General features: G+C 64.2%; 13 protein-coding genes. 9 read left to right on the forward strand and 4 right to left on the reverse strand.

The genetic code is table 11. The features are described from left to right. Positions 1–285: 285 nt before the first annotated feature. Positions 286–1,497, forward strand: a complete 1,212-nt coding sequence (locus tag O3303_RS07290) for a BaiN/RdsA family NAD(P)/FAD-dependent oxidoreductase (protein WP_269561401.1) — start codon at positions 286–288, stop codon at positions 1,495–1,497. A 72-nt stretch (positions 1,498–1,569) separates the two neighbouring features. Here O3303_RS07290 and O3303_RS07295 read toward each other — a convergent pair whose 3' ends face one another. Next, positions 1,570–1,830, reverse strand: coding sequence for a hypothetical protein (locus O3303_RS07295; protein WP_269561402.1), 261 nt, complete (start codon positions 1,828–1,830; stop codon positions 1,570–1,572). A gap of 223 nt (positions 1,831–2,053) precedes the next feature. Here O3303_RS07295 and O3303_RS07300 point away from each other — a divergent pair, with 223 nt between their 5' ends. After that, positions 2,054–3,505 (forward strand): diadenylate cyclase, encoded by a 1,452-nt coding sequence (locus O3303_RS07300; protein WP_269561403.1) that lies wholly within the window; start codon positions 2,054–2,056, stop codon positions 3,503–3,505. A 129-nt stretch (positions 3,506–3,634) separates the two neighbouring features. Here O3303_RS07300 and O3303_RS07305 read toward each other — a convergent pair whose 3' ends face one another. Then, on the reverse strand, positions 3,635–4,624 hold the full coding sequence (locus O3303_RS07305) for an aldo/keto reductase (RefSeq protein ID WP_269561404.1): 990 nt from the start codon (positions 4,622–4,624) through the stop codon (positions 3,635–3,637). A gap of 129 nt (positions 4,625–4,753) precedes the next feature. Here O3303_RS07305 and O3303_RS07310 point away from each other — a divergent pair, with 129 nt between their 5' ends. The 5 genes from O3303_RS07310 to O3303_RS07330 all read left to right on the forward strand — a co-directional run bounded on the left by O3303_RS07310 (position 4,754) and on the right by O3303_RS07330 (position 8,286). Beyond that, complete coding sequence (locus O3303_RS07310) at positions 4,754–5,275, forward strand: DUF4112 domain-containing protein (protein WP_269561405.1); 522 nt, start codon at positions 4,754–4,756, stop codon at positions 5,273–5,275. A gap of 220 nt (positions 5,276–5,495) precedes the next feature. Then, positions 5,496–5,894, forward strand: coding sequence for a hypothetical protein (locus O3303_RS07315; RefSeq protein WP_269561406.1), 399 nt, complete (start codon positions 5,496–5,498; stop codon positions 5,892–5,894). Positions 5,895–6,030: 136 nt separating this feature from the next. Next, complete coding sequence (locus tag O3303_RS07320) at positions 6,031–6,729, forward strand: SCO family protein (RefSeq protein WP_269561407.1); 699 nt, start codon at positions 6,031–6,033, stop codon at positions 6,727–6,729. Beyond that, entirely contained in the window at positions 6,726–7,160 is a 435-nt protein-coding gene (locus O3303_RS07325; RefSeq protein WP_269561408.1) for a c-type cytochrome, read from the forward strand. The genes O3303_RS07320 and O3303_RS07325 overlap by 4 nt, the downstream gene beginning before the upstream one ends. A 142-nt stretch (positions 7,161–7,302) precedes the next feature. Continuing rightward, positions 7,303–8,286 carry an enhanced serine sensitivity protein SseB C-terminal domain-containing protein gene (locus O3303_RS07330; protein ID WP_269561409.1) on the forward strand — a complete coding sequence of 328 codons (984 nt, stop codon included), beginning with the start codon at positions 7,303–7,305 and terminating at the stop codon, positions 8,284–8,286. 138 nt (positions 8,287–8,424) lie between these two features. On the opposite strand, the gene O3303_RS07335 is transcribed toward O3303_RS07330, so the two are convergent. Continuing rightward, positions 8,425–8,958: a DUF2062 domain-containing protein gene (locus O3303_RS07335; RefSeq protein ID WP_269561410.1), complete on the reverse strand. Its 534-nt coding sequence runs from the start codon at positions 8,956–8,958 to the stop codon at positions 8,425–8,427. A 96-nt stretch (positions 8,959–9,054) separates the two neighbouring features. On the opposite strand from O3303_RS07335, the gene O3303_RS07340 reads away from it, so the two are divergent. Further along, positions 9,055–9,990, forward strand: coding sequence for a YihY/virulence factor BrkB family protein (locus O3303_RS07340; RefSeq protein ID WP_269561411.1), 936 nt, complete (start codon positions 9,055–9,057; stop codon positions 9,988–9,990). 123 nt (positions 9,991–10,113) lie between these two features. Here the strand turns inward: O3303_RS07340 and O3303_RS07345 are convergent, their stop codons facing one another. Further along, a complete protein-coding gene (locus O3303_RS07345) occupies positions 10,114–10,458 on the reverse strand; it encodes a four-helix bundle copper-binding protein (RefSeq protein WP_269561412.1) in 345 nt (114 codons plus the stop codon). Positions 10,459–10,621: 163 nt separating this feature from the next. Between O3303_RS07345 and recQ the strand changes: the two genes are divergently transcribed. Next, positions 10,622–12,874 carry a DNA helicase RecQ gene (recQ, locus tag O3303_RS07350; protein WP_269561413.1) on the forward strand — a complete coding sequence of 751 codons (2,253 nt, stop codon included), beginning with the start codon at positions 10,622–10,624 and terminating at the stop codon, positions 12,872–12,874. Positions 12,875–12,893 lie beyond the last annotated feature (19 nt).

A 12,893-nucleotide genomic window follows, 5' to 3' on the forward strand; every position in this document is an offset into this window, starting at 1 on the left:
GCAATGCGGCTCTATACGGCAAAACAGCCCTCAGCGCCGAATCAGCCTTACCTTTGGTTTTTAAAGTGATGGGGTTGTGAAGTGATGAGGTGAAATGTCAGGCCGTCATTCCGAGCAGAGCGAGGAATCTCGCCCGAGGCTAACTGTCATTCCGAGTGCAGCGAGGAATCTCGCGTGCTGACGTCTGAATAGCATTTCAACATCAGCCCGCGAGACTCCTCGCTCCGCTCGGAATGACGTTCTCTCCCCATCATCTCATCACCCCATCCCCTCACCACCAAAAAAATGAAACACGTTGCCATCATCGGAGGCGGCCCGGCGGGGCTGCTGGCGGCCCAGCGGCTGGCGGAGGCGGGCTGCCGGGTGGCTGTATATGAGGCACAAGCCACGGTGGGGCGCAAGTTTCTGGTGGCCGGCCACGGCGGCTTCAACCTCACTAACTCGGAGGAGCCCGCTGGCTTCGGGGCGCGCTACGGCGCCAGCCACCCGGTTTTCCAGCAGATGCTGGCCCATTTCTCCCCCACCGACCTGCGCCACTGGGCCGCCGACCTGGGCATTGCCACGTTTGTAGGTAGCAGCGGGAGGGTGTTTCCGCAGGAGCAGCACAAACCCGCTGACCTGCTGCGGGCCTGGGTGGCGCGGTTGCGCGCGCTGGGCGTAGCGTTTCATTTGCGCCACCGGTGGCTGGGCTTCGCGGGCGAAACCGGGCTGCAGTTGCGCAACGAGGCCACCAACGAAACCTTCACCCTCAGCCCCGACGCCACCGTGCTGGCCCTGGGCGGCGCCAGCTGGCAGAAAACCGGCTCCGACGGCCAGTGGGTGCCTGCGCTGCAGGCCGCCGGGGTGCAGTGCGTGCCGTTTGCGCCGGCCAATTGCGGCGCCGAGGTGGCGTGGTCGGAGTTTTTCCGGGCGAAAGTGGGCCGCACGCCTCTCAAAAACATTGCGCTGCGCTGCGGCGGCCAACTGGCGCGGGGCGAGCTGCTGCTGACCGAATACGGCGTGGAAGGCACGCCCGTGTATGCCCTCACGCCCGCCATCCGCGAGGCGCTAACCCTGGGCAGCCCGGCTACGCTGCTGCTCGACCTCAAGCCCGACCTCTCCGACGCTCAGCTACTGCAGAAGCTCCAAAAACCCCGCGCCGGCCGCTCCCTCGCCGACTTCCTGCGCCAGACCCTGCGCCTCAACACCCCCATCCCGACGCTGCTGCGCGAAACCGCCCCACCCGAGGCCACTGCCACGCCCGAGGCGCTGGCCCAATTGCTGCGCGCCGTGCCGTTGCCCGTGCACGCGTTGCGCCCGCTCGATGAAGCCATCAGCACGGCCGGCGGCGTGGCCTGGGACGACGTGGATGAGCGCCTGATGCTGCGCCGCCGCCCCGGCACCTACGTGGCCGGCGAAATGCTGGACTGGGAAGCGCCTACTGGCGGCTATCTGCTGCAGGGCTGCTTCAGCACCGGCGCCTGGGTGGCCCGCAGCATTGCTATGCGTATCGGCTAACTGACGTTGGCCGCGGTACCGCCAGCATAGTAGCGCGAACTTTGCAGTTCGCGCTATTGCATACTGTGCTGCTTACTCATTGATAACTGCTTTCGCTTCGGCTTCGGCCAGGATGGTTTTGGCCTCGGCCAGCAGCCGCTCGCCGGGGTTGAGCTGACGGCGGGCAATCAGGGCCACCAGGATAAAAAAGGATACAATCGGCAGCACCCAGCCCAGCGCAAACCACCGCCAGAAAGGGCGCCCGTAGCTGACGGCGCAGTAGCCCGTAACCAGCGGCAGCACCGAGAAGGCGCAGAGAAACCCTATTCCGGATAAGATAAAGTAGGCAAGCATGGCGGTGGCAACTACTCTTCAAGATACACGTTCCGACCATGCTTTGCAAGGCAAAATGCGGGCATCCTGCTCCAACAACCAAGCGTAGGCCCGGAAGTTGCCCTGCTGGCGGCAAGTTGCGGATCAGGAGGCTATCTTCGGAACTCTTTTTCCCGTATCTACCCGATCTGCTTATCCTGCCCCCGTCTCTTTGCCACCCTCGCCCAGCCTTCCTCTCCCATCCATGTGGGACCACCAAAGTCTTTTCCGCGTGTCGGCCCAGCTGTTTGCTGAAGGCATCTTCAACCTGCTCGACCGCACGCTGAAACCGGAAGTATTCCTGCTGGGGCTGGCCTCGGCCCGGGAAACCGACGAGCCTCAGGCCGTGGTAGTGGAACCCGCCACCCTGCGCTACACCCCCGCCGACTTTGCCGGCGTGAAGGCCCGCGCCGTCGCCCTTGAGCCCGATGGCCCGCGCGAAGTGGTCTACCACCTGCACCCCGCCGACCATGACCGGTACGAAAAGCTGCGCTGGTATGAGCTGCTGCGCCGCGCCACCGTACAAACCCTGGAAGATCTGACGGCCAGCCGCGGCGAGGAGCGCCTGAGCTTTTGCTCGCCGCCCGTGAGCCTCTACGGCTACCAGGTGGTTGTGATTCTGCAGCTTTCCGCCGAAGCCTACCAGGCCTACTACATGCTGCCCGTGCCGGGCCCCGGCAACCGGCCTACCTCGCTGGTGCACGCTGCCGTGCAGGAATTCCTGCTCGACTGCAGCCGCGCCCTCCGCGAGTCGGACACCGACGACGACCGGCCCGTGCTGGACCGCGACTACAACGAGGTGCTGCGCGCCGCCGGCCGCAGCTTTATGCTGCGCGCCGCCGCCGGCACCCACGGCCTCTACGACGCCTGCAACGGCGTGGCCGCCCTGCGCCACGAGGGCGACGAGGGCGTGGGACTTATGCTGGTGGCCCGCCGCCACCATCCGGCCATTGTGCCCGTGCTCACGCTGGAAAGCCCCATCCCGCTGCGCGACCACCGCCGCATCCGCAAGCTCCTGGAGCTCAGCGAAGACCACACGGCGCTGGTTTCCGATGCCACCGACGTGTTCGGCTTGGGCTATCTGGTGTCGCCGGAAGACCCAGCCTACGAGCCCCTGTTTACGGTGCATTTCACGCGCCACTACAGCTGGGAGCTGAGCCACAACGAGCAGGTGATGATGAAAGTGGTATCCAACACCCCGCGCCTGCCGCAGGGCCGCGTTGATGCCGAGAACTTCGCCCGTGCTATCGTCCGCATTTTCCCGTACCTCGACACCGATGCCGTAGCCTACCTCTGGGAGCTGACGCAGCGCGCCACCGAGCAAACCAACGGCACTATTCTGGTGATTTCGGAAGGCGCGGCCCAGGAGGCCGTGCGCCTCACGCGGCAGTGCTTCCGGGTGGCCCCGCGCCTGATGACGCCCTCCGTGCTGCGCCTGGTCACCAACATCGATGGGGCCGTGTTCGTGGCGCCCGATGGCACCTGCCACGCCATCGGGGCCATCCTCGACGGCCTCGCCACCGAAAAAGGCGACTCCTCCCGCGGTTCGCGCTATAACTCGGCCCTGCGCTACGTGGAAAGCAGCCGCTACGCCTGCCTGGCCGTGGTGGTCAGCGAGGACGGCCTGATTGACCTGCTGCCGCCCATGCGGCGCTGACACGCAGAACAAGAACGTCATGCAGAGGCGCAGCCGAAGCATCTCGCCAGTGTAGTAAACGAGTCTACCACACTGGCGAGATGCTTCGGCTGCGCCTCTGCATGACGTTCTTCTGATTTTACCAGCCCGTTACCCATTCACCGATTTCATCATCTGCTCGGGGTAGCGGGGGCCGGCGGCGGCACCGCGGGGGGCAATGGTATCCAGCTGCGTCAGCTCGTCGGGGCTGAGCTGCACCTCCAGCGCACCCAGGTTTTCTTCGAGGTACGATACGCGCTTGGTACCGGGGATGGGCACCACATCATCGCCCTGCGCCAGCACCCAAGCCAGGGCCAGCTGGCCGGGCGTGCAGCCTTTCTGGGTGGCCATTTCGTTGATACGCGCCACGAGGTCCAGGTTTTTCTGGAAGTTTTCGCCCTGAAAGCGCGGCGTGAAGCGGCGGTAGTCGTCGGCCGCTAGGTCTTCAAACTTCTGAATCTGGCCGGTGAGGAAGCCACGGCCCAGCGGCGAGTAGGGCACGAACCCAATTCCCAGCTCGCGGCAGGCCTGCAGCACGCCATCCTCGGGGTCGCGGCTCCAGAGCGAGTATTCGGTCTGCAGGGCTGCAATGGGGTGCACGGCGCAGGCCCGGCGCAACGTGTCGGGGGCGGCTTCGCTCATGCCCAGATGGCGCACTTTGCCAGCCTTCACCAGCTCAGCCATGGCCCCGATGGTTTCCTCAATCGGCGTTGCCGGATCTACGCGGTGCTGGTAGTACAGGTCGATGTAGTCGGTGCCGAGGCGGCGCAGCGAGTCGTCGCAGGCCTGGCGTACATACTCGGGCCGGCCGCTGATGCCGCGCTTGCTGGGGTCTGCGGGGTCGCGCAGGATGCCGAATTTGGTGGCAATCACCACCTGCTGGCGGCGGTCCTTGAGGGCTTTTCCTACCAGCTCCTCGTTTTTGTAGGGCCCGTACATGTCGGCCGTGTCGAAGAACGTGACGCCCAGCTCGGTGGCGCGGTGCAGAGTACGGATGCTTTCCTCGTCATTGAGCGGGCCGTAGAAATCCGACATGCCCATGCAGCCGAGGCCCAGGGCAGAAACAGTGAGGCCGGAGCGGCCCAGCGTGCGGTGTTGCATAGCGTAGGTAAGGTGAAGTAGAGCAATCAGTGCCTGCTACCACAACGGCCACCCGGCGGCAGGGTTGGGCGGCGGCCGCACAACCCGCGCGGCCCCATGTTGCGTTTAACCGCCAAACTCCCTCTCCCTATGACTTCCTCCCGCTACTCTCCCGCCCGCCCTGCGGCCACCACCCCTTTCGACCAGGATGAGCGCCTGCGCTGGGTGGAACGCATTTCGCATCTGCTCGACAGCCAGTTCAGCGTGCCCGGCACCAAGTGGCGTTTCGGCCTCGACCCACTCATGAGCTTTATCCCGATTGTGGGCGGCATTCCGTCGCTGGCCGTATCGGGCGTGCTCATCCTCACCATGATGCGCCACGGCGCCAGCGGCGCAGTAGTGGTGCGGATGGTGCTCAACGTGCTGCTCGACACGCTGGTAGGCGCCATTCCCATCCTAGGCACCATCTTCGACTTCGCCTATAAAGCCAACGACCGAAATGTGCGCCTGCTGCGCGCGCACTACCAAGAGGGCAAGCACCAGGGCAGCGGCAAAGGCCTGCTGCTGGTGGCGCTGCTGGGGCTGCTGGCCATTTTCGGCCTCATCATCTGGGGCTTGTGGGCCGCGGGCGTCTGGCTCTGGCACTTCGGCGAAAGCCAGCAATGGGTGTAGCCCAGCTGTCATTGCGAGGACGCAGGACGAAGCAATCCTTCCTCTCGTGGCAGACACTTTCTTACTAGATAAGCCCTCCGGCAGTAGGTTGCTAACCTGGTGCCGGAGGGCTTGCTGCTTAGGAGGGTTTAGAGCAAGGAGAGGAAGGATTAGCTTCGCTGTCCTGCGGGTGCTTCGTTTCACTCGCAATGACAGCGGCTTACACGCTACCTTTGCCGGCGTGAAAACTCTCCGCTTATTCTGGCTACTACCCGTGGTGGCCTGCCTTTCTTCCTGCCTGTCGCTGAACAGCGACGAGCAGCAGGCCGAAGCCGCCGAAAAGGCCGTGCTGGCCAAACACGACGAGCTGATGGCCCAGATGGACCAGCTCACCACCCTGCGCCAGCAGCTCCAGAAAACGCCCGGCCCTGATACCGTAGCCGCCGGCCGCCACCGCCGCGCCCTGCTCGCCGCCGATGCCGCCATGATGGACTGGATGCACCGCTACCAAAAGCCTGCCGATACCGTGGCCGTGGCCCAGCGCCTGGCCTATTTCGCCGCCCAGCAGCAGCGCATGGATTCCGTGGCCGGTTTGTTTCGAACCAGCCTCGACTCGGCCCGGTTAGTACTGGGTAAGTAGCTGGGAGTAGTTAAACAACGAGCAAGCAGGAGTTTTCTGCCAGGAAACGGCTGGCGCAGCTCGCGCCAGACAACCTAAGCTCATTACTAACTACCCACTACTGAATACTCCACAAGCACTTCTTTTCGCATTGATAATGCTGTTTTCGAACCTGCGCCTTTCCCTTGGCCGCGCCGCCGCTGCCAGCCTGCTGGCGGCCGGTGCCCTGCTGCCCCTCGCCTGCTCCTCGCCCGATACGGCGGCCACCCAACCCGAGCGCCTGCCCATCCAAGGCCTCAAATACTCCGAGCCAACTTCGCCCTCCGACACGCTGCCCGACCCGGTGCCGGCGTTCCGGCTGACCAACCAGGAGGGCCAGATCATCACCAACCAGACGTTTGCCGGCAAGGTCTACGTCACCGATTTCTTCTTTGCCACCTGCCCCAGCATCTGCCCCAAAATGCAAAGCGAGCTGCTGCGCGTGTACGAGCAGTTTAAAGGCAACCCCGACGTGCTGTTCCTGAGCCACACCATCGACCCGGCCCACGACTCCATTCCGGTGCTGCGCGACTATGCCGAGCGGCTGGGCATCAAGGACGCCTCGCGCTGGCACTTCGCCACGGCTCCTCACGACACCGTATTTGCGCTGGCCAAGGCCTACATGACCGGCGCCCAGAAGGACTCCACCGTGCAGGGCGGCTACGCGCACAGCGGTACCTTTGCCCTCATCGACTCCAAACGCCGCATCCGGGGCGTGTACGACGGCATGGAGAAAAGCCAGGTGGATCAGCTGATCAAGGACCTGCCTATTCTGCTGAAAGAGGAAGCCGAAACCCGCCAGACGGCCGCCAAATGAGGCCGCTGCTGCCTTTACTGCGCCTGAGTGCGGTGGTGGCTGTCGGCACGGTGCTGGCGACGGCCACCGCCGGCTGCTTTTCCAACCGCCAGAACGAAGGCGCTACGCTCTACCAGAACCACTGCTCCAGCTGCCACGGCGAGCAGGGTGAGGGCCTGCGCCGCCTGATTCCGCCCGTGGCCGCCTCCGACTACGTGGCCCGCAACCGCGCCGCCCTGCCCTGCCTGATCCGACGCGGCATGAAGGGCGACGTGGTGGTGAACGGCATCCACTACAACCAAGTGATGCCCGGCCACGAAGACCTGACCGACTCGCAGATCACCAACCTGCTCAACTTCGTGCAGCGCAGCTGGGGCAACCAGAACGAGCCCTACACGGTGCGGGAAGTATCGGAGCTGCTGCAGCCCTGCCACGGCTCCGACGGTCAGTAGGCAGCTGGCCCTGAAGCGGTGATATAGTGGCTTTTACGCGTTGGAGGTGGTATTTTCGGGCTGGAAAGCCAAAACTCCGGGCCGCACTATTTCCCCACCTCACCACTTCTGAGTAGATTGCACTTTCATTTCCCGTATTGATATGGCCCTGTTTGACTTTCTGAAAAAGAAGCCGGAAACCCCGGAAAGCCCCTCCACTCCGTCTGCTTCGCCGGCTGCCCCCGCCTCCTCCAATTCTGCCGCCGCGCCGGCTGGCCCGCGCTACAAAGGCTCCAACTACACGCTGCCCGTAGAAGAAGCCCCCGCGGCCCCCATGATGCCGATGATGCCCATGCTGCCCGCCGAGGAAGCTGGCGACGAGCAGATGATGGAATTCCCGTACCAGCCGACCAACATTCTGGAAGAGCTGCTGATGCGTGCCGTGCAGGAGCCCAACCTACGGCCCGCCTTCTACCAGGCCCTGCTGCACGAGCAGCTCTACGCCGTGACGCTGCCCCAGGAGGGCCAGCCCGGCGGCGAAGTGCAGATTGAGCCCGGCATGGAAATTCAGCTGCAGGTACTGCACGACGGCAACATTCCGCTGTTTTCGTCGGCTGAGCGCATTTTTGAGGGTGGCGTAACGCCCGAGTCGGTGTCGTACATCCACGTGCGCGGCCTCGACCTGCTGCAGATGGTGCAGGCCACCAACTGCGTGCTCAACCCCTTCTCGCCGGCCGGCAAGCTGCTTTCCAGCCAGGAAATCCAGGATCTGCTGGCTTCTGACCTCGTGAACCCGCCCACCGGCCCCGAAGGCGACCAGGTGCCCGTGCAGCTGGGCCCGCCTACCGTGGAGCCCACCGAGTTGCTGGCCGCCCTGCGCGAGTTCTGCGCCGACCGGGAGTTTCTGCAGCAGGCCTATCTGGCCGAAATGCGCATCGAAAGCAGCGACGTACCGCCGCGCTTGCTGCTGGCCTTCCAAGCCGACAGCCCCGAGCAGGACCCCGAGTTCCTGCAGGAGCTGGGCCCCGTGATTGAAGGCCGCCTCCAGGGCTTCGAGTTCGTGGATATGATGCTGCTCAACCCCGCCAGCGACGAGCCCCTCAACCAGTATTTCGCCCTGCAGGAGCCGTTCTACAAGCGCGGCTAGGTTACTAAGAGAAAACGTGTCATCCTGAGTGCAGCGAAGGACCTTGTTACGCTGGAACGATGCTTCTAACAACAGCTCGTTCCAGCGTAATAAGGTCCTTCGCTGCACTCAGGATGACACGTTTTCTTACCGAATCACCTACGCATTCCCCTGCTGCTTCGCCAGCAGACGGCGGAACACCGGGCGCAGGGCAAAGTTCAGCACCAGGCCCACCGGTACTGAGGCCAGCGCCCAGAGTATCAAGGCCCCCAGCATGGCGTGCCAGAGCAGGCGCAGCGCCGCCAGCCAGTCGTGCCCGAACAGGTACTGCAGCTGCGCCAGCGTCAGCGCGGGGCCGGTGCTGCCGCCCAGCAGCTCCGCCCCGGCGTGCATAGCCGGAATGATGAGCAGCAGCTGCAGCGGGCTCAGCAAATGGCTCACCAGCAGCAGCGCCGCCACGTTCAGGCGCAGGCGCACGGCGGCCACGCTGCACATCAGCGTGGTGACACCCAGCGTAGGCACCAACCCGAAAATCACGCCCAGCGCCACCGTCAGCGAGAGTTGGGCGGGCGTGAGTCCCTGCCGCAGCACGTTCAGCACGGGCCCCACGATGCGGCGGCGCCACCAGCTGGCAGGTTCTGCCGGCTGGCGGCCCATGGGCTCAGGCAATTCGGACGGCTTGGAAAGAGGCACAGGCAAACAAAAATCAGACGGATAGGAATCAGGATGGGGCGCTACCTTCGTACGTTGCCCATCGGCCTTCGGCCACAGAACCAGCACGCAGGCCAGATGACAAAAGTACACGCGCCGGCCCCAAACCGCCGCCGCCTCTTCCTCGATATCCTGATTCTGCTGCGCCGCGCGGCCCGCGAGCTGGCCGCCAACGACCCGCTGCGGCTGGGCGCCGCCACGGCGTTCTTCACCACGTTTGCCCTGCCACCCATCTTCATCATTCTGATTCAGGGCCTCAGTTCCCTGTATCCGGCCTCGGCGGTGCGCGTGATGCTGCTGGGTAAGCTTTCCAACCTGCTGGGCGCCGCCGCCGCCGGCCTGGTCGAGCAGATTCTGCAGAACGTAACCAACGTGGAGCGCAGCCGCCTCGTGACGTGGCTGGGCTTCGGCTTCCTGCTGTTCATCTCCACCACGCTGTTTGTCGTCATCCAGAACTCGCTCAACCAGCTTTGGCAGATCCGGCCGCGCCGCAGCGGCGGCCGGCTGGGCAAGGTCCTGAAGGAGCGCAGCCGCTCGCTGGGCGTGCTGGTGGCTACCGGCGGCCTGTCGTTGCTGGCGTTTCTGACCGATGCGGTGCTGGCCTTCCTCGGCGACTACGCCCGCGGCTTCGACGCCAGCTTCGGCTACTACCTGTTTCAATTCTTCAATCAGCTCACCTCGCTGCTGATTCTGGCGGCCTGGTTTGCCGTTACGTTCCGCAACCTAAGCGCCGCCCGGGTACCCTGGCGTGCCGTGCTGCGCGGTGCGGCCCTCACCGCCATCCTCATTGACCTGGGCGAGTTTGTGCTGGGCTACCTACTGGTGCCGCGCAATCTCGGCCCCATCTACGGTCCGGCCTCCAGCATTGTGCTGGTGCTGCTGTTCGTGTTCTACTCGGCCATGATTTTCTACTTTGGCGCCTGCTTCACCAAAGCCTATGCCCACTACGCCGACATAGACATCAAGCCCAAGAAATCCGCCGTGCGCTACCGGCTGGTAGACGTGGAGGAGTAAGCCGCCTGTCATCCTGAGCAAAGCGAAGGACCTTACCACGCGAGAACGAGTCGTTACTACGATTGTCGTTCTGGCGTGGTAAGGTCCTTCGCTTTGCTCAGGATGACAGGCGGTTCAGTTACGCTACCCCAGATACGCCCGGCAGGCGTCGGCGCAGGCTTTGCAGGCGGCGGCGCACTGCTGGCAATGGTCGTCGTTGTGCTTGCCGCACTCGTTCTGGCAGAGCTGGCACACCTCAATGCATTCCTTCATGATGTGGCGGGCGTGCTCCGAGCCGCGGGCCACCAGGCGGGCCGTGAGGGCACAGATATCGGCGCAGTCCCGGTCGAGGCGGATGCAGCCGACCATGTGCTGCACGTGCTCTTCGCCCAGGCAGGAAGTAGCGCAATGCTCGCAGGCCGCCACGCAGCGGTTGAGGGCATCCAGCAGCAGTTGTTTGTCGATGGCGGAAATGGTGGGCTGGCTCATAGTAAGTGGGAATAGGAAGAGTTGCACGGGTAACTGTACCAGGGTGTACGCACAGTTGCCCCGGATGGCCGTGCAGGATTTGGCCGGAACCCGGCACCTTGCCGGCCTGGTTATGGTTACGTTCCTGCTTTCACCCCGCCCGGTTTCGCCCTATCTTTACCCCATGTTATTTGCCGCCGAACCCCTCGCCCCCACGCTCGAATCTGCCCGTAAGGTCCTCAAGCAATACTATGGCTACGATACCTTCCGGCCCATGCAGGAAGACATTATCGAAAGCATTCTGGGCGGCCGCGACACGGTGGTGCTCATGCCCACCGGCGGCGGCAAGTCGGTGTGTTTCCAGATTCCGGCCGTGGTCAGCGAAGGCGTCTGTGTGGTGGTATCGCCGCTGATTGCGCTGATGAAAGACCAGGTGGAAGCCCTGAAAGCCAACGGTATTTCAGCGGCCTACATCAACAGCAGCGTGGGCCAGAGTGAGCAGAACGCCATCTGCGGCGACTGCCTCAACGGCTACATGAAGCTGCTCTACGTTTCGCCCGAGAAGCTGCTTTCTGAGGGCTTCCTGCAGTTTCTCAAGCGCATGCGCATCAGCATGTTCGCTATCGACGAAGCCCACTGCATCAGCTCCTGGGGCCACGACTTCCGGCCCGAGTACACCCAGTTGCGGGTGCTGCGCGAGCAGTTTCCGCAGGTACCCATCATTGCCCTCACCGCCACCGCCGACCGCCTCACCCAGCGCGACATCCAGCTGCAGCTGCGCATGCAGGACCCGCAGGTGTTCCTCTCCAGCTTCGATAGGCCCAACCTCAACCTCATTGTGCGCCCCGGCCAGGACCGCGTGGGCGGCATCCTCGACTTTCTGGGCCGCCACCCCGGCGAGGCGGGCATCATCTATTGCCTCTCGCGCAAGCAGTGCGAAACCCTCACGGCCAAGATTCAGGCCAAGGGCATCAAGGCCGGCTACTACCACGCCGGCCTCACACCCAATCAGCGCAGCGCGGTGCAGGAAGGCTTCCTGAAAGACGATCTGCAGGTGATTGTGGCCACCATTGCCTTCGGCATGGGCATCGACAAGAGCAACGTGCGCTGGGTGATTCACTACAACATCCCCAAAAACATCGAGGGCTACTACCAGGAAATCGGGCGTAGCGGCCGCGACGGCACCCCGGCCACGGCCGTGCTGTTCTACAGCTTCGCCGACGTGATGCAGCTGCGCGAGATGCTCTCCAAGGACAATCCGCAGCTCACCCAGCTCAACCTCACCAAGCTGGAGCGCATGCAGCAGTTTGCCGAGGCTGCCAGCTGCCGCCGCAAAATCCTGCTCAACTACTTCGGCGAAACCCTGGCGACCGACTGCGGCAACTGCGACATCTGCCGCAACCCGCCCACCACTTTCGACGGCAGCCTCATTGCCCAGAAGGCGCTATCGGCGGTGGTGCGCATGCGCGAGCGGGCCGGTATAGGCCTGCTGATTGACGTGCTGCGCGGCATGCGCAACCAGGCCGTGCTGTCGGGCGGCTATGACCAGATCAAGACCTACGGCGCCGGCTCCGACCTACCCTACCTCGACTGGTACAGCTACATCCACCAGATGCTGAACGACGGCCTGCTCTACATTGCCTACGAGGAAGGCTACGCCCTGAAAATCACGGACCTGGGCCGCGAGGTGCTGCAGGGCCAGCGGCCGTTGGCGCTCAAGAAATTCCAGCCCTCCGAGAAAGCCGAGAAGCCCACCCGGGGCCGCAAAGCTGCCGCCGCCGCCGCGCCGGCCAGCCGCGAAGCCCAGCTGTTCGAGGCCCTGCGGGGCCTGCGCAAGCGCATCGCCGACGAGCAGGGCGTGCCGCCGTACGTCATTTTCACGGATGCCACGCTGCAGGAAATGGCCCAGGAACGCCCCATCAACCGGGTGGCCATGCTGGGCATTTCGGGCGTCGGCATGAAGAAGTTCGACACCTACGGCGAGGCGTTTATCCGGGAGGTGCTGGCCAACGGCGGCAACCCCGCCGCCCTGGCTGAGCTGGATGAGGACGCGCTGCCACTGGCCGCCCTCGACCCCGACGACCCGGGGGCACCCCGCCCCGCCCGCAAGCGCGAAGCCAACACCGAAGCCGGCAGCACCGCCGAAACCTCCTTCCAGCTGCACCGCATGGGCCTGAGCGTAGAAGCCATTGCCGAGCGCCGCGGCCTGGCCGTGTCCACCGTCCAGACCCACCTGACCACCTGCTACGCCAGCGGCCAGGATTTGTGCGTCAGCGACTTCCTCACGCCCGAGGCGCTGGCCGAAATCCAGACGGCGCAGGCGCAGCTGGGTGGCAGCCCCATGCTCCGCGACCTGTTCGACCATCTGCGCGAGAAGTACGACTACTTCCGGCTGCGCCTGGCGTTGATGTATTTCAAGAAGCTGAAGGGCGAGTAGCAATATTGTCATTGCGAGG

The organism is Hymenobacter canadensis (genome assembly GCF_027359925.1).
Lineage (GTDB): Bacteria > Bacteroidota > Bacteroidia > Cytophagales > Hymenobacteraceae > Hymenobacter > Hymenobacter canadensis.